We start from the raw sequence: 21259 nt of genomic DNA on the forward strand, positions 1-21259 counted from the left end.
CCTCTTAATTCGCTAAATTAGGCGTGGTCAGGCGATCGAGAAACAGTGTGGCGGCCAGTAAATCCGCCGCGCCGCCGGGTGAAGCGTTCAGCGCCAGCATTTTCCTGTCGAGGTCAGCCAGTGCTTGCCAGCCGTGCGGATGGCCAACTCCGCCTGCCCGCAACACATTCCGTGCACCTTCGTGCATCGTCTCCAGCCCGTCCAGACCGGAGCGCGATAAAACACAGGTGTCGCTGAGCGAGGTCATGATCGCCATCAACGCATCCAGCCGTGCGGCAGTTTCACTGCCGCCGCGCTGGCGGCTTTGCTGCAACTGCGGCAGTGCCAACCTCATGATGTGCGGAAACGCCTGCTGCGCTTCTTCGCGCGCGCCCGGTACCCTGTAGCGGTGGGTGGCACGCAGCCCTTTACTGAACACTTTCGGCGCTGCCTCGTCCGGCAGTTGCGCCAACTTTGCAGCAGTGGCGGTAATCGCCTCAGCCGAACCGCTGCCGCCGAGCATGGCCACAGCGCTGACCAGCAGCCCCAGAGCCCAAATCGCGCCACGGTGTGTATTCACGCCACCAGTTGCCGCCATCATCTGCTGCTCGCCTTCGCGGCCCAAACGCCCGATGGTTTGTCTGAGCGCCACATCCACTGGCCGTAACCAGCTCTGTTGCGCCAGCGCCTGAAACGTGGGGGTCAGGCTGTGCGCGGAACGCTCCATCAGTTCAAGCGTTAAATCGTGGTGCGCGCCGTTCCCCCGACTGTCCACCAGACCGGGCTTGGGGCTTAATCGTGCTTCGTCAATCAGACTCTGTGTGGCAGCTCGCGCCAGCCAATCGGCACCGCCTTCAGCTTCAATCCGTGGCAGAAGTTTCATTACCAGCTCCGGAATTTCGCAGGTGGGTTGTAAAGGCCGCCGGACCATTCCACCAGGTCCGCCACGCTGCTGGCTGCCAGCAACGAACGGGTAGCGTCGGTACGACGAATGCCCATATCTTCCGGGTAAACCACTTTGCCGCTCTGACGAAGTTGCGCCACGCGTTTGGCGTCAACACCCAGACCGATATCGGTGATACCGGCCACCGCCGCTACCATTGCGCGACGTTCTTCGATACTTTCCGCACGATAGAGGTAAGCAATCCCCTCTTCGGTCAGCACGTGAGTCACGTCATCGCCATAGATCATGACGGGTGCCAGCGGCATGCCGGAGGTTTTCGCCACTTCAACAGCGTCGAGTTTCTCGACAAAGGTCGGTTTCGCCCCTGCCTGGAAGGTTTCGACCATCTGCACGACCAATTTTTTACCGCGTTGCATCGGATCCGGTTCGGTGATCATGTTCAGCCAGGCTGGCGTTGCATGGCGACGACCGTGCGGGTCATGTCCCATATTTGGCGCGCCGCCGAAGCCGGAGAGACGACCGCGGGTAACCGTGGAGGAGTTCGCCAGGCCATCAACCTGCAAAGTGGAGCCGATAAACATATCCACCGCGTACTGGCCTGCTAACTGGCAGAATGCCCGGTTGGAACGCATTGAACCGTCAGAACCGGTGAAGAACACATCTGGACGAGCGCGGATATACTCCTCCATCCCCAGCTCGCCGCCGAAGCAGTGCACGCTTTCCACCCAACCGCTCTCAATCGCCGGGATCAGCGTCGGATGCGGGTTCAGCGTCCAGTGTTTACAGATTTTACCTTTCAGGCCGAGTTGTTCGCCGTAGGTTGGCAGCAGCAGTTCAATCGCCGCTGTATTGAAACCGATACCATGGTTCAGCGACTGCACCTGATGTTCTGCGTAGATGCCTTTTATCGCCATCATCGCCATCAGAATATGTTCTTGCTTGATCAGACGCGGATCGCGGGTAAATAACGGTTCGATAAAGAACGGTTTATCCGCCACCACCACGTAATCAATCCACGAGCCAGGGATATCGACGCGCGGCAGATCGCATTCTTCATCCACCAGTTCATTGACCTGGGCAATAACAATACCATCGCGAAAAGCGGCAGCTTCCACCAGCGCTGGCGTATCTTCGGTGCTGGGGCCAGTGTAGAGATTACCTTTACGGTCGGCTTTGTAACCGGCGATCAGCGCCACGTTCGGGCACAGGTCAACGTACAGACGGGAATAAAGTTCGATATAAGTGTGGATGGCGCCGATTTCCAGAAGGCCATCCTCCAGTAGCTGCGAAATACGCAAGCTCTGCGTACCGGAGAAGGAAAAATCGAGCTTGCGGGCAATGCCTTTTTCGAAGATATCAAGATGTTCGCTACGGCCGACGCTCGGCATAATCATATGCAGGTCGTGCACTTTCTGCGGATTGACTTCAGCCAGCGAGCGGGAGAGAAAATCCGCCTGCTTTTGGTTGTTCCCTTCGAGAACAACACGGTCGCCTGGGGCGATCAGTTTTTCCAGCATGGCGACAAGGTCGCCGGTCGGCAGTACCTTGCCTTGCACGGGAATGGACGCCAGACGACGCTGTTTCTCGCTGCGCCGCGTGTTCCATACCTGTGCTGGCGTTTGCCCAGATAACATTATTAACCTCCTGATTCAGCTCATCATTTTGACTTGCTTAACACTAAACTCAGTGTGCACTTTGCTGAGAAAGGCATCAATTAAGGAGGCGATAAAATCATTAGCCTGAGAGTAATAATCAACGAAACAATCTGTGATGTGGATCAGTTTAACCGGGTAAGAAAAGTATTATGGCGCGGGGGATGAGAGTGTGTACGACAAAAGAAAAAGGCCTGCCCCACGCTATTGCGAGTGCAGGCGCGCTTTTATTTCACATAGCCGTCTGTTTTAAGAAGTTTATCCAGGGTTCTAAGCTCTGAATCAAAATCGTCCGTGTCGTTTTCCAGCAGCGCCTGGTGTTGCTGATGAAAAGCACTCCTTAAACGGATCAACATATCCAGTTGATCTTCTGTCGTCTTTTGGCGCAACTCATCGTCTATCAACTGCTTTGAAAGGGACTGCCCCTGCGTCACGATCATTTCAACACCCGGCAAGTAGCGGTCCGGGCAGATCGCTGATTTGTTCCAGACGAGATATCCGTTGCACTAGCACTTTATCCGAATCAGCACGCTTTTCTTTCTCTCTTTCCGCTTCGGCAAGCATTGCCAACTGTGCCTGTTGCCTGCGGGCGCTAACTTTCAGCGTCAGGTAAACAGGATGTGCGGTGAATTCATAGATTGAGCCATACCTCAACGTGACCGAGAACCATAAAAACAGATACCAGACAGCGATTCCAATAGAGGTAGTGAAGCGAGGAAACCCGGTTTTTGCTCGAAGGCGCTGATATCTACCTGTTTGATTTTCATCAGGAGATCACTCAGCTGTGCGCCAACCACGCCAGCGTCTTTCGCCCGGACCTCCTGCATCAGCGACTCAGAAAATTGCGAGATGCTGTTCATGGTTTTTGGCACCAAAGGACAGCGAGAACACCGGATCGTTAATATTAATTTCTTCAACAATATTCTGGATTTGCGTTTGCTCGGCTGGGGTTAAATTTTCACTGCCGGGTAAGTCGTTCATTGCCTGATTGAGTTGCTGTGGTGCCGCCAGGTCAAGCGAGGTATTTTCCGTCATCCAATGAGTAAAAAGCGGACAGCAATAATGGAATGAAATTGCTGATTTATTAAATCGTTATAAGGCTGTCCGTAGAGAATAGAACGGTACAACAGCAGCAAAGTATTAAACAGCTTAAATATTCGCAAGTATAATAAACGTCAGTTTATTGAGATGATGTAACACGATGGCAGATATTACACCTGCAAATATTCTTGAAAATCAGGAAGATTCGCACAATTTTCATCCGATGCCGGGTGCGCGGAATCCGCATCTACAAACGATGCTGCCTCGCATTCTACGCCGCCGCTTACAGTTTGATCCCTGGTGGCAGCGTCTGGAGCTGCCGGACGGAGACTTCGTCGATCTCGCCTGGAGCGAAGAGCCCGGACAGGCAAAACACAAACCGCGTCTGGTCGTGTTTCACGGCCTGGAAGGTAGTCTGCACAGCCCGTATGCGCATGGTCTGATTCATGCAGCAAAAGAGCGCGGCTGGCTGGGCGTGGTAATGCATTTTCGCGGGTGTAGTGGCATTCCCAACCGCCTGAACCGCATCTATCACTCTGGCGAAACCGAAGATGGCACGTGGTTTTTACGCTGGCTGCCAGAAACCTTCGGCCCGGCGCCGACCGCAGCGGTAGGTTATTCGCTGGGCGGCAATATGCTCGGCTGTCTGCTGGCAAAAGCTGATGATTCCCTTCCCGTTGATGCAGCCGTGATCGTCTCTGCGCCATTGATGCTGGAAGCGTGCAGCTATCATATGGAAAAAGGTTTTTCCCGCTTTTATCAACGTTACCTGCTGAATTTGCTGAAAGCGAACGCCGCACGCAAATTAAGGGCCTACCCCGGCTCGCTGCCGACAACGCTGCCAGCGCTGCGGAAAGTGCGGCGTATCCGCGAGTTTGACGATCTGATCACCGCCAAAATCCACGGCTTTGCTGATGCGCTGGATTACTATCGCCGCTGTAGCGCCATGCCGCAGTTGCCGTTGATCCGCAAACCGACGCTGATCATTCACGCCAAAGACGATCCGTTTATGGATCACAACGTCATCCCGGATGCCGTCCATTTACCGGCAAATATTGAGTACCAACTGACAGAACACGGCGGCCATGTCGGGTTTGTCGGCGGTACGCTGCGCCGACCAGAAATGTGGCTGGAAAAGCGCATTCCGGACTGGCTTTCCACCTGGCTGAGAACATCATGATTATTCCCTGGCAAGAGATTGACACCGATACGCTGAACAATCTGATTGAGAGCTTTGTCTTGCGCGAAGGCACCGATTATGGTGAACATGAGCGTTCGCTAGAACAAAAGGTCGCTGACGTTAAACGTCAACTGCAACACGGCGAGGCTGTACTGGTGTGGTCCGAGCTGCACGAGACGGTAAATATTATGCCGCGGGGGCAGTTCCACGATTAACCGGGTAGAGGGCGGCTGACTATACTGCAAACACAGTTTTATTCAGGGAGTTGCTATGTCCGCCAAACATCCGGTCATTGCCGTCACTGGCTCCAGTGGCGCAGGAACCACCACGACCAGCGTCGCCTTCCGTAAAATCTTCACCCAGCTCAATATGCATGCCGCAGAAGTGGAAGGTGACAGCTTCCATCGTTTTACCCGTCCGGAAATGGATATGGCGATCCGCAAAGCCCGCGATCTTGGGCGGCATATCAGTTACTTTGGCCCGGATGCCAATGACTTTGGTCTGCTTGAACAGACCTTTAGCGAATATGGCCAGAGTGGAACCGGGCAAACGCGTAAATATTTGCATACCTATGATGAAGCGGTGCCGTGGAATCAGGTACCGGGAACGTTTACGCCCTGGCAACCACTGCCGGAACCTACCGACGTGCTGTTTTATGAAGGGCTGCACGGCGGTGTAGTAACACCGCAAAATGACGTAGCACGGCATGTTGATTTACTGGTTGGCGTTGTGCCGATCGTCAACCTGGAGTGGATCCAGAAAATGATTCGCGACACCAGCGAACGCGGGCACTCCCGTGAAGCAGTGATGGATTCGGTGGTTCGCTCCATGGAAGATTACATCAACTTTATCACCCCGCAGTTTTCCCGTACGCACATCAATTTCCAGCGCGTACCGACGGTCGATACTTCTAACCCTTTTGCCGCAAAAGGCATTCCGTCATTGGATGAAAGCTTTGTGGTCATTCACTTCCAGAATTTGCAGGGCATTGATTACCCGTGGCTGTTGGCGATGCTCCAGGGTTCATTTATTTCCCATATGGATACACTGGTGGTACCTGGCGGCAAGATGGGGCTGGCGATGGAACTGATTATGACGCCACTGGTGCAACGGCTGATGGAAGGGAAAAAGATTAAGTAGCCCGGCGAGCCGATCGCCGGGCCAGGGCATCAGACTTCAATAACCTCGTAGGAGTGGGTGATCTTCACAGCCTTCTCCAGCATCAACGCAACGGAGCAATATTTTTCGGCCGACAGATCTACGGCACGGGAAACCGCTGCGTCTTTCAACGCTTTACCTGTGACAATAAAGTGCAGATTGATGTGTGTAAACAGACGCGGCGCTTCCTCACGTCGCTCAGAAGTCAGCTTCACTTCGCAGTCGATTACGTCATGGCGCCCTTTCTGCAAGATGGAAACAACGTCAATTGCGCTGCAACCGCCCGCCGCCATCAGCACCATTTCCATCGGACTTGGCGCTTTATCCCCGGAATTACCGTCCATCAGAATTTGGTGGCCAGATGCGGACTCACCCAGGAAGGTTAACCCTTCAACCCATTTCACACGTGCCTGCATTTTATTCACTCCGGAGTAATAATTTTCTTCACAGATTACGCGTACATAACAAAACTCGCAACGGAAGGCGACCTGCGTCATGCTGAAGCGAGACACCAGGAGACAGGCGTGAAAACCTATGCTAAAACAATCTGGATGCTACAAAGATAAATGGATGTTACGCATGTACGCATGACATCGTAGATTAGAGGCCGCAGAGAACGCTGACGGCCCACTTCTCAGGACATGAGAAGCTTTGATTGCAACCCTGGAAGCAGGCTGAAACTTACATCCCGCTTTCGGAGCCAGCTTATAACAGAGGATAACCGCGCATGGTGCTTGGCAAACCGCAAACAGACCCGACTCTCGAATGGTTCTTGTCTCATTGCCACATTCATAAGTACCCGTCGAAGAGCACGCTGATTCACCAGGGTGAAAAAGCGGAAACGCTGTACTACATCGTTAAAGGCTCAGTGGCAGTGCTAATCAAGGATGAGGAAGGTAAAGAGATGATTCTTTCTTACCTTAATCAGGGTGATTTTATCGGTGAACTGGGTTTGTTCGAAGAAGGTCAGGAGCGTAGTGCATGGGTACGCGCCAAAACCGCTTGTGAAGTCGCCGAAATTTCCTACAAAAAATTCCGTCAGCTTATCCAGGTGAACCCGGATATTCTGATGCGCCTCTCCGCGCAGATGGCGCGTCGCCTTCAGGTGACCTCGGAGAAAGTCGGTAACCTGGCGTTCCTGGACGTAACGGGCCGTATCGCGCAGACGTTGCTGAACCTCGCAAAACAGCCGGACGCAATGACTCACCCGGACGGCATGCAGATTAAAATCACTCGCCAGGAAATTGGCCAAATTGTTGGCTGCTCCCGTGAGACTGTCGGCCGCATCCTGAAAATGCTGGAAGATCAGAACCTGATCTCCGCCCACGGTAAAACCATCGTGGTATACGGAACACGTTAATCCGTAAAACGGCGCATCGTTTACCCGGTGCGCCGTTTTTCTCTCCTCATGTGGCGCAGGCTGATTTATCACCCCGAAATCAACTACGCACTGCGACAAACGCTGGTGTTATGTCTGCCGGTGGCGATTGGTCTGCTCGTCGGCCATCTGCAACAGGGTCTGCTTTTTTCACTCGTTCCCGCTTGCTGCAATATTGCCGGTCTCGACACGCCGCATAAGCGTTTCTTTAAACGCCTGATTATTGGCGGCTGTCTGTTTGCAGGTAGCAGCCTGGCGGTTCAATTGTTGCTGGCGGAAGCTCTTCCGCTGCCGCTGATCTTTACCATGCTGACTCTGTTACTGGGCGTCACTGCCGAGATCAGCGCATTGCACGGGCGCTTACTGCCCGCCTCGCTAATTGCCGCCATCTTCACGCTCAGCCTCGCCGGGAATATGCCGGTGTGGGAGCCGCTACTGATCTACACGCTGGGCACACTGTGGTACGGGCTGTTTAACTGGTTCTGGTTCTGGATGTGGCGGGAACAACCACTGCGCGAATCGTTGAGCCTGCTCTATCGGCAGTTGGCTGATTATTGCGAGGCCAAATACAGCCTGCTAACACAGCACGCCGATCCGGAAAAAGCCCTACCGCCGCTGCTTACACGCCAGCAAAAAGCGGTGGATATGATAAGTCAGTGCTACCAACAATTGCATATGCTGGCGGCCAATCAGCATAACGACTACAAACGCCTGCTGCGCGTCTTCCAGGTCTCGCTGGATTTGCAGGAGCATATTTCCGTCAGCCTGCACCAGCCGGAAGAGGTACAAAAACTGGTTGAACAAACCCATGCCGAGCAGGTGATCCGCTGGAATGCGCAGACCGTCGCCGCCCGTTTACGCGTGTTGGCGGACGACATTCTCTACCATCGTTATCCGACGCGTTTCACGATGGAGAAGCAAATAGGCGCGCTGGAAAAAATCGCCCGCCAGCACCCGGATAATCCTGTCGGTCAGTTTTGTGCCTGGCACTTTAGCCGAATTGCCCGCGTATTGCGTACGCAGCGTCCCTTGTATATCCGCGATCTGATGGCGGAGAAGCAGCGTCGATTGCCATTGCTCCCGGCGCTAAAAAGCTATTTATCCCTCAAATCCGCCGCACTGCGTAATGCAGCGCGCATCAGCGTGATGCTCAGTATTGCCGGCCTGATGGGCAGTGCCCTGCACCTGCCGAAGCCCTACTGGATCATGATGACGATTATGTTTGTCACGCAAAATGGTTATGGCGCGACACGAGTGCGCATTGTCCACCGGGCGGCAGGAACCATTGCCGGGTTGGTGATCGCCGGGATCACTTTGCACTTTCATGTTCCGCTCGGTTTGACGCTGACGGCGATGTTATTGATTACGCTTGTTAGCTATCTGATTATCCGCAAAAGCTACGGCTGGGCGATGGTCGGCTTTACTATTACTGCGGTGTACTCATTGCAACTGCTGACCTTAAACGGCGAAGAATTTATTGTCGCGCGGCTAATCGATACCTTAATTGGATGCCTGATCGCCTTTGGCGGTATGGTCTGGCTGTGGCCGCAATGGCAAAGCGGTTTGCTGCGCCAGAATGCCCACGACGCGCTGGAAACAGACCAGCAGGCGATTCGCCTGATCCTCAGCGATGACCCACAGCCAACGCCGCTCGCCTGGCAGCGTATGCGCGTCAACCAGGCGCATAATGCACTGTTTAATTCGCTCAATCAGGCTATGCAGGAACCGGGCTTTAACACTCGCTATCTGGAAGATATGAAGCTGTGGGTCACGCACAGTCAATTTATTGTCGAACATATCAATGCGATGACCACACTGGCGCGTGAGCACACGATGCTGACGCCGGAGCTGGCGCAGCGCTATTTGCAGTCCTGCGAGATTGCGCTGCAACGTTGTCAGCAGCGGCTGGAGTATGACGGGCCGGGAGAGTCGGGTGATGTGAATATCCTGGAAGCGCCGGAAACGTTGACCCACGGGCCAATGAGCACGCTCGAACAGCATTTACAACGCGTTATCGGGCATCTGAACACCATGCATACCATATCGTCAGTGGCATGGCGTCAGCGCCCGCATCACGGCATCTGGCTAAGCCGACGTCTTAACCATTAACCACTTTCTCGACCGCGCTGGCAAAGCGGCGCATCCCTTCATCGATATCCTGCTCTCCAATAACCAGAGACGGCGCAAAACGCATTACATCCGGACCGGCGTTCAGCACCATTACGCCCGCATCTGCGGCAGCATAGAGAAAATCACGTGCGCGGCCTTTGAACGGTGCGGTCAATTCAGCGCCAATCAACAGCCCCATACCGCGAATTTCGCTGAAGAGTTGATATTTTTCGCCGATCAGCTGCAAATGTTTAACGAAAAGCTGGCGTTTAGCATTCACACCATTGAGCACTTCCGGCGTGTTGATAATATCAAAGGCCGTTCCCGCTACCGCACAGGCCAGCGGGTTGCCGCCATAGGTAGAGCCGTGAGAACCGGCGTGGAACACGCTGGCGATCTCATTGGTCGTCAGCATCGCGCTGATCGGGAAACCGCCACCCAGCGCTTTCGCACTGGTCAGAATGTCCGGCGTCACGCCGTAGTGCATATAAGCAAATAGATCGCCGCTACGACCCATGCCGCATTGCACTTCATCAAATACCAGTAGCGCGTTGTGCTGATCGCACAGTTCGCGCAGACCTTGCAAAAACGCCGGCGTTGCCGCAGTAACACCGCCTTCCCCCTGGATCGGTTCGACCACTACCGCACAGGTATGATCGTCCATCACTGCCTTCACCGCATGCAGATCGTTGAACGGCACATGAATGATGTCAGCCGGTTTCGGGCCAAAACCGTCGGAATATTTCGGCTGACCGCCAACTGTGACGGTAAACAGCGAACGACCGTGGAAAGCATTGTGGAAGGCAATAATTTTGGTTTTATATGGACTATGACGAGTGGATGCATAAAAACGCGCCAGCTTAAAGGCAGTTTCGTTCGCTTCCGTGCCGGAGTTCATAAACACCACACGCTCGGCAAAAGTCGCATCAATCAGTTTACGCGCCAGGCGCAGAGCGGGTTCGTTGGTAAATACGTTGCTGATATGCCACAGCGTTTCACCCTGCGTTTTTAACGTTTCTACCAGCGCAGGATGGCAGTGCCCTAAAGCCGTTACCGCAATTCCACCTGCAAAATCAACATACTCTTTACCCTGCTGATCCCACACACGACTGCCTTTTCCCTTCACCGGGATAAACTCGGCCGGTGCGTAAATTGGCAGAATCACTTCATCGAAGTTAGCACGCGTTACCACGTCTTGCTGAGTTGCCATGTCTTGCCCATCCAGTTTTCTGTTGCATTAATTATGAAAATATAATCACGAAATATGCATAAAAAATCACTGCATGGCAACCAGAAATCACCGTTTGAGGAAGTTTTCCAGTAACTGGTGGCCTTGCTCGCTAAGAATGCTTTCCGGGTGAAACTGTACGCCTTCCAAATCCCACTGCCGGTGGCGAATCCCCATTATTTCCCCGCTTTCAGTACGCGCAGTCACTTCAAAGCAGGCGGGTAGCGTAGGCGGGTCAATCACCAAAGAATGGTAACGGGTGACGGTTAACGGATTATTAAGCCCGGTAAACACACCGCTGTTATTATGGGTAATAGGCGATGTTTTGCCGTGCATCACTTTCGCCGCACGGACGATCGTCGCGCCAAAGACCTGGGCAATCGCCTGATGACCAAGACAGACACCCAGCACAGGAATCTTGCCTGCATAATGGCGAATGACTTCCAGGGAAATACCGGACTCACCCGGCGTACACGGGCCTGGAGAGATAACGATTTTTTGCGGTGCCAGTACGGCAATATCCTCAAGCGACAGCTCATCGTTACGCCTTACCTCAACCCTTGCACCCAGTTCGCAAAAGTATTGATACAGGTTCCAGGTGAAGGAATCGTAATTGTCGATAAGCAGGATCATAGCGGCCTCGGTAAAATAAACCGCTCTAGTTTACTCGCTTTCGACAGCTTCGCTTACCACTTTACGGAAGATGGAGCACAACGGATCCAGATCCCCCATCGCTCCGGCCTGGCTCGCCGCACTCCAACGTTCAGGAACGATACCGCGCCAGTCCAGTATATAATTGGCATGTAACGCAAGCTGTTCAAAAAAGATGCGCTGTGCGATGCCATTGCCGAGGCGGAATGGATGCAGCACATTTATCTCGCAGTAGTAGTGCGCAAGCCGTTCAATAAACGCATCCGCAGACAAGCCGCACAGCCACTCTTCCTCTTCCAGTTGCTGCATCAACGCGTTGCCCTCTTTTTCGATGTATTCGAAATGGCAGAAACGCGTATCGCCCTCGAATATGTCCACTTCCCGGAACTTCCCTGCCCAGTCGAACACATCCTGATAGAGATGATGGTGAATAGCGCACAGATGTGGAAGCCCGCGTTCCAGAGGTCCGAGTTCAAGCGTCGCTGCACGTAATGCCGTCAGCTCATAAGCGGCTTGTACCAGACGCTGCACCTGGCGAATACCCAGCAAGTTGCGCATCACATCCAGGCCAGGATAGAGGTAAGGATCCCGGCCATCGCCAAATTTATCGCTCATAGTGCCTCCGGAGTTCTGCGAGTCGGAGGTTGGCTTCTTCGGCAGTGAGTGTTATCAGCTCGCGGTCAATGCCTTCCAGCTGTCGGCTGGCCTGGAAGTTGACATTACGCAGTTGCTCCCAGAGACGGGATTTTTGCCTGTCAGTGAGTTTTTTCGGCATAGCGCCTCCCTGTTTGCACATGTACTTGCCCAAATTATAAGCAGCAATTTAACGTTACGCAGGGAAGCGAACAAAGCACGGGCGAAAAACCCGCGCGAAGAGAGTATTACGGCAGCACTTTTGCGGAAAGGATAACAACCGGTTTTGACGGGACATTCTGGTACGGACCGACATCGTGCGTAGGCACCTGAGAAATTTTATCCGCCACATCCATCCCTTTCACCACTTTACCAAATACCGCATAGCCGAAATCACGCTGGCCGTGGTCGAGGAAAGCGTTATCCGCAATGTTGATGAAGAACTGGCTGGTAGCACTGTCTTTATCCGCCGTACGCGCCATCGCAATGGTGCCGCGCGTGTTACGCAGGCCGTTGTCAGCTTCGTTTTTGATCGGCGGGTTAGGCTGTTTTTGCTGCATCTGCTCGTTGAAACCACCGCCCTGTATCATGAACCCCGGGATCACACGATGAAACGTCGTGTTGTTGTAGAAACCGTTGTTAACGTAATCAAGGAAGTTTTTCACCGACACAGGGGCTTTCTGGTTGTTCAGCTCCAGTTCGATATTCCCCGCGGAGGTGGTGAGCAGAACATGGGGTTCGCCTTTTGCAGCCATTGCAGCAGGGGAAAGAGCAGAAAGAGCAAACACAGCCACAACAGCCGCCAGAGTCGATTTAACCATAGGGTTTCCTTAACGAAGCGCAGTAAAGAAAGCGAGTGGCTTGATTCTAAAGAGCAGTCAGCCAGCAGGCCAGCCTTTTACTTAATTTTACGTATTTGGAAACATATGTAACGTCAAACCGCTCACAACCGCAAGAATAAGGTCTGACGCCACAGTTTATCGTGCGTGATAACGGCTGAACTGCACCTCTTCACCGCCGTTGTCCATTTGCACCCAACTTTGTGCAGGCTGCGTACTGGCAATCACTCGCCCCTGACGAATAGACCATCTCACCGGGGCCTGGCAACGGACAGCATCAAACCCGCTTTTCACCGGCAAAATAATCATATTAGCCGGGTTGCCGTGGACGATACCGTACTGCGTCAGACCGAAGGTTCTGGCGCTGTTATGGGTGATTAAACGCAGCCCCTGATCAATTTGCTGATAGCCCATCAACTGACAGACATGCAGCCCCATATGCAACACCTGCAACATATTGCCCGTACCGAGCGGATACCAGGGATCAAACACATCATCATGACCAAAGCAGACGTTAATCTCCGCCGCCAGTAGCTCTTTCACCCGCGTGATGCCCCGACGTTTCGGATAATCATCAAAACGCCCTTGCAGATGAATATTGACCAGCGGATTGGCAACGAAGTTGATGCCGGAAAGCTTCAGCAGGCGGAACAGCCGCGAGGTGTAAGCGCCATTATAAGAGTGCATGGCGGTGGTATGACTGGCCGTCACGCGTGGGCCGATCCCCATTTTCAGCGCCAGTGCAGCCACCGTCTCAACAAAACGCGACTGCTCATCATCGATTTCATCACAGTGAATATCCAGAGGGCGGTCATATTCTTGCGCCAGTGCAAAGGCAATGTGCAGCGATTCTACGCCGTATTCGCGGGTAAACTCAAAATGCGGGATCGCGCCGACAACATCGGCGCCCAGACGTAACGCCTCTTCCAGCAACGCAGCACCATTGGGATAAGAGAGAATGCCTTCCTGTGGAAATGCAACAATCTGCAAATCGATCCACGGTGCGACCTCCGCTTTCACTTCCAGCATCGCTTTCAGCGCCGTCAGGGAGGGATCAGAAACATCGACATGGGTGCGAACATACTGCACGCCATTGGCCATTTGCCACTTCAACGTCTGCCAGGCGCGTGCTTTTACATCCTCATGACTAAGTAGCGCTTTGCGTTCCGCCCAGCGTTCAATCCCCTCAAACAGCGTACCGGACTGGTTCCAGTTCGGCTCACCAGCAGTTTGCGTCGTATCAAGGTGGATATGCGGCTCAATAAATGGCGGCAGCGCCAGGCCACCGCGGGCATTCAGTACTTCGAGACTGTCGCTGTGCGTTGCGCCCATCGGCGTAATTTCGCCAAAACGCCCCTGCTCAATGGCAATTTGCCACAGCCCTTCACGATCCGGTAAATGCACATTCTGAACCAACCAAAGCGGTGTTGCCGACATAGCATGCCTCCGTATTTTCGTCAGATATCTTGTATCAGAGACGCGAGCAAAAACCCGCTTTTTTTTGCACACATTTAACGCAAACCATAAAATCCATTGATATCCATAGCTTATAAAAAGTAATAAAAATCAACAATCTACTCATTAAGTGGTAGGCGAAGATGTATTTGATGCACATCAATAAGTGGAGAGGCTGAATCGTTAAGGTAGGAGGTAATAGAAAAGAAATCGAGGCAAAAATGAGCAAAGTCAAACTCGCTATTATCGGTAACGGCATGGTCGGCCACCGTTTTATAGAGGATCTCCTCGATAAAACCGACGCCGCTCAGTTCGATATTACTGTCTTTTGTGAAGAGCCGCGTAAAGCCTACGACCGCGTCCATCTCTCTTCCTATTTTTCTCATCATACCGCCGAAGAGCTGTCGCTGGTGCGCGAAGGCTTTTACGAAAAACACGGTGTGAAAGTGCTGGTGGGCGAACGCGCCATCACTATCAATCGGCAGGAAAAAGTGATCCACTCCAGCGCCGGGCGCACGGTCTATTACGACAAACTGATCATGGCCACCGGCTCCTATCCCTGGATCCCGCCGATCAAAGGTTCAGAAACGCAGGACTGCTTCGTCTACCGCACCATTGAAGACCTAAACGCGATTGAAGCCTGCGCGCGTCGTAGCCGTCGTGGCGCTGTGGTCGGCGGCGGCCTGTTGGGCCTGGAAGCCGCTGGCGCGCTGAAAAACCTTGGCGTTGAAACGCATGTGATCGAATTCGCTCCGATGCTGATGGCAGAGCAGCTCGACCAGATGGGCGGTGAACAGCTAAAGCGTAAAATTGAAAGCATGGGCGTGCGAGTGCACACCAGCAAAAACACCAAAGAGATCGTGCAGGAAGGCAGCGAGGCGCGTAAAACCATGCGCTTTGCCGACGGCAGTGAACTGGAAGTGGACTTAATCGTCTTCTCAACCGGTATTCGCCCGCGTGACAAGCTGGCGACCCAGTGTGGCCTGGAAGTGGCTCAACGTGGCGGTATCGTGATCAACGATAACTGCCAGACCTCCGATCCGAACATCTACGCCATCGGCGAATGCGCCAACTGGAATAACCGCGTGTATGGCCTGGTCGCACCAGGTTATAAAATGGCGCAGGTTGCTGTAGACCATATTCTGGGTACACAAAACGCCTTTGAAGGCGCGGATCTCAGCGCCAAATTGAAATTGCTCGGCGTCGATGTGGGCGGTATTGGTGATGCACACGGTCGTACGCCGGGCGCACGCAGCTATGTTTATCTCGACGAAAGCAAAGAAGTCTACAAACGCCTGATCGTTAGCCCGGATAACAAAACTCTGCTCGGTGCGGTGCTGGTGGGTGACACCAGCGATTTCGGCAACCTGCTGCAACTGGTGCTCAACGCCATCGAACTGCCAGAGAACCCGGATGCGCTGATCCTGCCTGCGCATGCGTCAAGCGGCAAACCGTCAATCGGCGTCGACAAGCTGCCAGATAGTGCGCAAATTTGTTCCTGCTTCGACGTGACCAAAGGCGCTCTGATCGCCGCCATCAATAAAGGCTGTCATACCGTTGCTGCGCTGAAAGCTGAAACCAAAGCCGGTACCGGCTGCGGTGGTTGTATCCCGCTGGTAACGCAAGTGCTGAACGCGGAGCTGGCAAAACAGGGTATCGAAGTCACCAACAATCTGTGCGAGCACTTCGCCTACTCACGCCAGGAGTTGTATCACCTGATTCGCGTGGAAGGGATTAAATCCTTCGACGAGTTGCTGGCGAAATACGGTAAAGGCTACGGCTGTGAAGTGTGTAAACCGACCATTGGTTCGCTGCTCGCTTCCTGCTGGAACGAGTACATCCTGAAACCGCAACATACACCGTTGCAGGAGACCAACGACAACTTCCTCGCCAACATCCAGAAAGACGGTACGTATTCGGTGATCCCGCGTTCCGCAGGCGGTGAAATCACACCGGAAGGGTTGATGGAAGTGGGCCGTATCGCCCGGGAATTCAACCTGTACACCAAAATCACCGGTTCGCAGCGTATCGGCCTGTTCGGCGCGCAAAAAGACGATCTGCCGGAAATCTGGCGACAGCTTATCAATGCGGGTTTTGAAACGGGCCACGCCTACGCCAAAGCGCTGCGCATGGCAAAAACGTGTGTCGGCTCCACTTGGTGCCGCTACGGTGTTGGCGACAGCGTTGGCTTCGGTGTTGAACTGGAGAATCGCTACAAAGGCATCCGTACTCCGCACAAAATGAAATTCGGCGTTTCCGGTTGTACCCGCGAATGTGCGGAAGCTCAGGGGAAAGATGTCGGCATTATCGCCACTGAAAAGGGCTGGAACCTCTATGTTTGTGGTAACGGAGGTATGAAACCACGCCATGCGGATCTGCTGGCTGCTGACCTCGACCGTGACACTCTGCTGCACTACCTCGATCGTTTTATGATGTTTTACATCCGTACTGCCGACAAACTAACCCGTACCGCCTCCTGGCTGGAGGGCATGGAAGGCGGCATTGAGTACCTGAAAAGCGTGATTATCGACGACAAGCTGGGCTTTGACGCACAACTGGAAGAAGAGATGACCCGCCTGCGTGAAGCGGTAATTTGCGAATGGACAGAAACCGTGAACACACCTGCAGCCCAGACGCGCTTCAAACACTTTATCAACAGCGATCGCCGCGACCCGAATGTGCAAGTGGTGCCGGAACGCGAACAACATCGCCCGGCAACACCCTATGAACGTATTCCGGTCGTGTTAGTGGAGGAAAACGCATGAGCCAGTGGAACACTATCTGCAAAATTGATGACATTGTGCCTGCCACCGGCGTCTGCGCGCTGGTAAACGGCAAACAAGTCGCTGTTTTCCGCCCGCACCATGACGCTCAGGTTTTTGCCATCAGTAATATCGATCCCTTCTTTGAAGCCAGTGTGCTCTCACGCGGGATTATCGCCGAACATCAGGGCGATCTGTGGGTGGCAAGTCCGCTGAAAAAACAGCGTTTCCGCCTGCGTGATGGCCTGTGTATGGAGGATGAAAGCCGTTCTGTTGCGCATTTCGATGTGCGAGTAAAAGAGGGCGAAGTCCAGATCAAAGCCTGACTCCCCAGCGGGAGTGCAACGCTCCCGCTTCTTCAAGATTCCCTTAACTTCCGCAGTTCTCTTGCTGGTATGCTACGTCGAACAACAACAATACCGAGGTAATGTCGTGGATCATTTGCCCATTTTCTGTCAATTACGCGATCGCGCATGCCTGCTGGTTGGCGGCGGCGATGTCGCCGAACGCAAAGCCCGGCTGCTGATGGATGCGGGTGCCAGACTGACCGTTAACGCACTCACGTTTACGCCACAGTTTACCGTCTGGGAGGCAGAAGGCATGCTGACACTGGTGGAAGGCGCATTCGAAGAGACGATGCTTGACGAATGTTGGCTGGCGATCGCCGCCACGGATAATGAAGCCGTTAACCAGCAGGTGAGCTCTGCGGCTGAAGCGCGTCGCATCTTCTGTAATGTGGTCGATGCTCCCACACAGGCGAGTTTTATCATGCCGTCAATTATTGACCGCTCACCGCTGATGGTGGCCGTCTCCTCCGGCGGCACTTCACCTGTACTGGCACGGTTACTGCGTGAGAAGCTGGAATCGCTGCTGCCGCAACATCTCGGACATGTTGCACACTTTGCTGGCAAGCTACGTAGCCGTGTAAAGTGCCAGTTCGCCAGCATCGGCGAACGCCGCCGTTTCTGGGAAAAACTGTTTGTTAACGATCGTCTGGCGCAATCTCTGGCGAACCAGAATAGTGCTGCGGTAGAGAAAATCACCGAACAGCTACTGGCCGAACCGCTGGATAACCGGGGCGAAGTGGTGCTGGTGGGCGCGGGCCCTGGCGATGCCGGATTACTGACGTTGAAAGGTTTGCAGCAGATCCAGCAGGCCGATGTGGTGGTCTACGATCGTCTGGTTTCTGATGAGATCATGAATCTGGTGCGCCGCGATGCAGATCGTATCTTTGTCGGCAAACGCGCAGGTTACCACTGCGTGCCGCAGGAAGAGATCAACCAGATCCTGCTGCGCGAAGCGCAGAGTGGCAAACGCGTTGTGCGTCTGAAGGGCGGCGATCCGTTCATTTTCGGCCGCGGCGGCGAAGAGTTGGAAACGCTGTGCCATGCAGGAATTCCCTTCTCTGTTGTGCCAGGGATTACCGCAGCATCAGGCTGTTCGGCCTATTCAGGCATCCCTCTGACCCACCGCGATTATGCACAGAGCGTACGGCTGGTAACGGGCCATCTGAAAACTGGCAGTGAGCTGGACTGGGCCAACCTGGCGGCAGAAAAACAGACTCTGGTGTTTTATATGGGCTTAAATCAGGCCACTACCATTCAGGCGCAGCTCATTGAGCACGGTATGCAGGCCGATATGCCGGTCGCGCTGGTAGAGAACGGAACCGCGGTACAGCAGCGAGTGGTGAGCGGTGATTTATCGCAACTCGGCGAACTGGCACAGCGGGTGGAAAGCCCGGCGCTAATTATTGTGGGTCGCGTCGTGGCGCTACGCGATAAGCTGAAGTGGTTTTGACATCAATTGCCGGATGGCGGCTTCGCTCATCCGGCAATCATCAATTACGGTTTAGCGACAAAGCCAATCGCTTCGTAGACTTTTTTCAGCGTTTCAGAGGCGCGCGCACTGGCCTTCTCAGCACCCTCTTTCATCACCTTCTGCAGGAAAGCTTCGTCATTGCGGTAGCGATGATAACGCTCCTGCAACTCGGTCAGCATGCCGGCAACCGCTTCCGCCACTTCGCCTTTCAGATGGCCGTACATTTTGCCCTCAAAGTGCTGTTCCAGTTCCGGAATACTCTGGCCGGTAACGGCAGAGAGAATATCCAGCAGGTTGGAGACGCCCGCTTTGTTGGCGATATCATAACGCACAACAGGTGGCTCGTCGGAATCGGTCACCGCGCGTTTGATCTTCTTCACCACGGATTTCGGATCTTCCAGCAGGCCAATCACGTTGTTACGGTTATCGTCCGATTTGGACATTTTCTTCGTCGGCTCCAGCAGCGACATCACGCGCGCACCGGATTTCGGAATGAACGGCTCCGGCACCTTAAAGATATCGCCGTAGATCGCGTTAAAACGCTGGGCAATATCGCGGCTCAGTTCCAGATGCTGCTTCTGATCTTCCCCAACCGGCACCTGAGTAGTCTGATACAACAAAATATCTGCCGCCATCAGTACAGGATAATCAAACAGACCGGCGTTGATGTTTTCCGCATAGCGAGCGGATTTGTCTTTGAACTGCGTCATACGGCTTAGCTCACCAAAATAGGTGTAGCAATTCAGTGCCCAGCCCAACTGGGCATGTTCAGTCACATGCGACTGAACGAAAATGATACTTTTCTGCGGATCAATACCACAGGCCAGATACAGCGCCAGCGTATCCAGCGTCGCTTTACGTAGCGCCTGCGGGTCCTGCCGCACGGTAATCGCGTGCTGGTCAACGATGCAATAGATACAGTGATAGTCATCCTGCATGTTTACCCACTGACGCAGCGCACCCATATAGTTGCCAATGGTTAGTTCACCTGAGGGCTGTGCGCCACTAAAGACGATGGGCTTAGTCATTTTTCATTTCCTGATGTTCAATATGCGAAAGCCCAAATGCGGGCAGTAAGTCCTTAAAGTGATCAAAGACGAGGTCTGGTTCGCTCAGGGTGATCGCTTCGCCGTAGTTATAACCGTATGTCAGGCCCACAGAAACGCTGCCTGCCGCTTTCGCAGCCAGGATATCGTTACGCGAATCACCCACGAAAAGTAGCTCGTGAGGCTGAATATTGAGCTTTTTACACACCAGAAGCAACGGTTCCGCGTGCGGCTTTTTGTTCACCACATCATCGCCACCGACGACAAAAGAGAACAATTGTGCGATATCAAGCGCTTCCAGCAGCGGAGCGACAAACGGCGTCGGTTTGTTGGTTACCAGCGCCAGCGGCAGGCCTTTAGCGTGCAGCGTTGCCAGGGTATCAGCCACATCTGGGAACAGAAAACTGCCTTCTTCCACCGTCTCTGCGTAATAACGGTTAAACAGCTTGCGCAGCATGCGAATCTGCTCTTCCTGCGGAACATGATCTTCAATGTCTGGCTTGCCCTGCGCCGCACGCTGAATAGCACGCTCCTGTCGCGACCAGTTGAATGCACGCTCCATCAACACATCCGCGCCGTTGCCAATCCAGGTCACCACGCGAGCTTCACCGGCTTGAGGGAGTTCCAGCGCATACAGTGCGCTGTCTACGGCGGCCGTCAACCCCGGCGCGCTATCCACCAGCGTACCATCCAGATCGAACGCCACACCTTGAATTGACTGCAATTTATCCATGACTTACCTTTGCCAGTTCGCTACGCATCTCATCAATAACCTGTTTGTAATCCGGCTTATCAAAAATCGCTGAACCTGCCACGAACATATCCGCGCCAGCAGCGGCAATCTCGCCGATGTTGCTGGCTTTAACCCCACCATCGACTTCCAGACGAATATCAAAACCGGAATCATCAATGCGGCGGCGAACTTCGCGCAGTTTATCCAGCGTATGAGGAATAAAGGATTGACCACCAAAACCGGGGTTCACCGACATCAGCAGGATCACATCCAGCTTGTCCATCACATAGTCCAGATAGCTAAGCGGCGTTGCTGGGTTAAACACCAGCCCCGCTTTACAACCCTGTTCTTTAATCAGTTGCAGCGTACGGTCAACATGCTCGGAAGCCTCGGGATGAAATGTAATAATGCTCGCACCTGCAGCCGCGAAATCCGGCACCAGGCGGTCAACCGGTTTCACCATCAAATGCACGTCAATAGGCGCGGTGATGCCGTAGTTACGCAGCGCTTTAAGCACCATCGGCCCGATAGTCAGATTCGGTACGTAATGGTTGTCCATCACATCGAAGTGGACAACGTCGCCACCGGCGGCCAGCGCGTTGGCAGTGTCTTCGCCCAGGCGAGCAAAGTCAGCCGATAAAATCGAAGGGGCAATCAAATACTGTTTCATCCGCATCTCCTTTAGAAAATAGG

24 protein-coding genes are annotated in these 21259 nt (G+C 53.7%); 8 read left to right on the forward strand and 16 right to left on the reverse strand.

Translation table 11 applies throughout. The features are described 5' to 3' along the window. Positions 1-4 precede the first annotated feature (4 nt). From BM427_RS21460 to BM427_RS26155, 6 genes are all read right to left on the reverse strand, one after another. The gene (locus BM427_RS21460) at positions 5-862 is read right to left on the reverse strand and encodes a triphosphoribosyl-dephospho-CoA synthase (protein WP_090125612.1); all 858 of its coding nucleotides are present in this window, start codon (positions 860-862) and stop codon (positions 5-7) included. Next, positions 862-2517, reverse strand: a complete 1656-nt coding sequence (gene mdcA / locus BM427_RS21465; RefSeq protein ID WP_090125615.1) for a malonate decarboxylase subunit alpha — start codon at positions 2515-2517, stop codon at positions 862-864. The genes BM427_RS21460 and mdcA overlap by 1 nt, the downstream gene beginning before the upstream one ends. Before the next feature lie 245 nt (positions 2518-2762). After that, entirely contained in the window at positions 2763-2975 is a 213-nt protein-coding gene (locus BM427_RS21475) for a hypothetical protein (protein ID WP_090125618.1), read from the reverse strand. 1 nt (position 2976) lies between these two features. Continuing rightward, complete coding sequence (locus BM427_RS25550) at positions 2977-3189, reverse strand: hypothetical protein (protein ID WP_139234444.1); 213 nt, start codon at positions 3187-3189, stop codon at positions 2977-2979. Beyond that, complete coding sequence (locus tag BM427_RS26150; RefSeq protein ID WP_244316541.1) at positions 3186-3395, reverse strand: toxic anion resistance protein; 210 nt, start codon at positions 3393-3395, stop codon at positions 3186-3188. Before BM427_RS26150 ends, BM427_RS25550 begins: the two co-directional genes overlap by 4 nt. Then, positions 3370-3570: a hypothetical protein gene (locus BM427_RS26155; protein WP_244316540.1), complete on the reverse strand. Its 201-nt coding sequence runs from the start codon at positions 3568-3570 to the stop codon at positions 3370-3372. Before BM427_RS26155 ends, BM427_RS26150 begins: the two co-directional genes overlap by 26 nt. 166 nt (positions 3571-3736) lie before the next feature. On the opposite strand from BM427_RS26155, the gene BM427_RS21485 reads away from it, so the two are divergent. Genes BM427_RS21485 through BM427_RS21495 form a run of 3 tightly spaced genes read left to right on the forward strand, consistent with a single transcriptional unit; the run spans position 3737 to position 5896 of the window. Next, positions 3737-4756: a hydrolase gene (locus BM427_RS21485; protein WP_090125621.1), complete on the forward strand. Its 1020-nt coding sequence runs from the start codon at positions 3737-3739 to the stop codon at positions 4754-4756. Further along, a complete protein-coding gene (locus tag BM427_RS21490) occupies positions 4753-4971 on the forward strand; it encodes a YheU family protein (RefSeq protein ID WP_090125624.1) in 219 nt (72 codons plus the stop codon). The genes BM427_RS21485 and BM427_RS21490 overlap by 4 nt, the downstream gene beginning before the upstream one ends. 55 nt (positions 4972-5026) lie before the next feature. After that, complete coding sequence (locus tag BM427_RS21495; protein ID WP_090125630.1) at positions 5027-5896, forward strand: phosphoribulokinase; 870 nt, start codon at positions 5027-5029, stop codon at positions 5894-5896. Positions 5897-5925: 29 nt separating this feature from the next. Here the strand turns inward: BM427_RS21495 and BM427_RS21500 are convergent, their stop codons facing one another. After that, positions 5926-6330: an OsmC family protein gene (locus BM427_RS21500; protein WP_090125632.1), complete on the reverse strand. Its 405-nt coding sequence runs from the start codon at positions 6328-6330 to the stop codon at positions 5926-5928. A gap of 311 nt (positions 6331-6641) precedes the next feature. On the opposite strand from BM427_RS21500, the gene crp reads away from it, so the two are divergent. Then, a complete protein-coding gene (crp, locus tag BM427_RS21510) occupies positions 6642-7274 on the forward strand; it encodes a cAMP-activated global transcriptional regulator CRP (RefSeq protein WP_000242755.1) in 633 nt (210 codons plus the stop codon). Positions 7275-7322: 48 nt separating this feature from the next. Next, positions 7323-9401: a YccS/YhfK family putative transporter gene (locus tag BM427_RS21515; protein WP_090125635.1), complete on the forward strand. Its 2079-nt coding sequence runs from the start codon at positions 7323-7325 to the stop codon at positions 9399-9401. On the opposite strand, the gene argD is transcribed toward BM427_RS21515, so the two are convergent. The 6 genes from argD to BM427_RS21545 all read right to left on the reverse strand — a co-directional run bounded on the left by argD (position 9391) and on the right by BM427_RS21545 (position 14189). Next, positions 9391-10611, reverse strand: coding sequence for a bifunctional acetylornithine/succinyldiaminopimelate transaminase (gene argD / locus BM427_RS21520; RefSeq protein WP_090125638.1), 1221 nt, complete (start codon positions 10609-10611; stop codon positions 9391-9393). The two genes, BM427_RS21515 and argD, sit on opposite strands and share 11 nt — an antisense overlap. An 87-nt stretch (positions 10612-10698) precedes the next feature. After that, complete coding sequence (gene pabA, locus BM427_RS21525; RefSeq protein ID WP_090125641.1) at positions 10699-11262, reverse strand: aminodeoxychorismate synthase component 2; 564 nt, start codon at positions 11260-11262, stop codon at positions 10699-10701. Positions 11263-11292: 30 nt separating this feature from the next. Then, the gene (locus BM427_RS21530) at positions 11293-11895 is read right to left on the reverse strand and encodes a putative adenosine monophosphate-protein transferase Fic (RefSeq protein ID WP_090125644.1); all 603 of its coding nucleotides are present in this window, start codon (positions 11893-11895) and stop codon (positions 11293-11295) included. Next, on the reverse strand, positions 11885-12055 hold the full coding sequence (gene ficA, locus BM427_RS21535) for a FicA/YhfG family antitoxin (RefSeq protein ID WP_090125647.1): 171 nt from the start codon (positions 12053-12055) through the stop codon (positions 11885-11887). The genes BM427_RS21530 and ficA overlap by 11 nt, the downstream gene beginning before the upstream one ends. A gap of 106 nt (positions 12056-12161) precedes the next feature. Further along, positions 12162-12734, reverse strand: coding sequence for a peptidylprolyl isomerase A (gene ppiA, locus BM427_RS21540; RefSeq protein WP_090125650.1), 573 nt, complete (start codon positions 12732-12734; stop codon positions 12162-12164). 156 nt (positions 12735-12890) lie between these two features. Further along, entirely contained in the window at positions 12891-14189 is a 1299-nt protein-coding gene (locus BM427_RS21545; protein WP_090125653.1) for a cytosine deaminase, read from the reverse strand. A 239-nt stretch (positions 14190-14428) separates the two neighbouring features. Between BM427_RS21545 and nirB the strand changes: the two genes are divergently transcribed. The 3 genes from nirB to cysG all read left to right on the forward strand — a co-directional run bounded on the left by nirB (position 14429) and on the right by cysG (position 18766). Next, positions 14429-16972, forward strand: a complete 2544-nt coding sequence (gene nirB / locus BM427_RS21550) for a nitrite reductase large subunit NirB (RefSeq protein WP_090125655.1) — start codon at positions 14429-14431, stop codon at positions 16970-16972. Then, on the forward strand, positions 16969-17295 hold the full coding sequence (nirD, locus tag BM427_RS21555; protein ID WP_090125658.1) for a nitrite reductase small subunit NirD: 327 nt from the start codon (positions 16969-16971) through the stop codon (positions 17293-17295). Before nirB ends, nirD begins: the two co-directional genes overlap by 4 nt. Positions 17296-17401: 106 nt before the next feature. Beyond that, a complete protein-coding gene (cysG, locus tag BM427_RS21560) occupies positions 17402-18766 on the forward strand; it encodes a siroheme synthase CysG (RefSeq protein ID WP_090125660.1) in 1365 nt (454 codons plus the stop codon). 44 nt (positions 18767-18810) lie between these two features. On the opposite strand, the gene trpS is transcribed toward cysG, so the two are convergent. The 3 genes from trpS to rpe are packed head-to-tail and all read right to left on the reverse strand — an operon-like array spanning position 18811 to position 21236. Further along, complete coding sequence (trpS, locus tag BM427_RS21565; protein WP_090125663.1) at positions 18811-19815, reverse strand: tryptophan--tRNA ligase; 1005 nt, start codon at positions 19813-19815, stop codon at positions 18811-18813. Continuing rightward, positions 19808-20566, reverse strand: a complete 759-nt coding sequence (gph, locus tag BM427_RS21570; protein WP_090125667.1) for a phosphoglycolate phosphatase — start codon at positions 20564-20566, stop codon at positions 19808-19810. The genes trpS and gph overlap by 8 nt, the downstream gene beginning before the upstream one ends. Continuing rightward, positions 20559-21236: a ribulose-phosphate 3-epimerase gene (rpe, locus tag BM427_RS21575; protein ID WP_090125670.1), complete on the reverse strand. Its 678-nt coding sequence runs from the start codon at positions 21234-21236 to the stop codon at positions 20559-20561. The genes gph and rpe overlap by 8 nt, the downstream gene beginning before the upstream one ends. Positions 21237-21259: the final 23 nt, after the last annotated feature.

Source organism: Kosakonia arachidis, assembly GCF_900116535.1.
Lineage (GTDB): Bacteria > Pseudomonadota > Gammaproteobacteria > Enterobacterales > Enterobacteriaceae > Kosakonia > Kosakonia arachidis.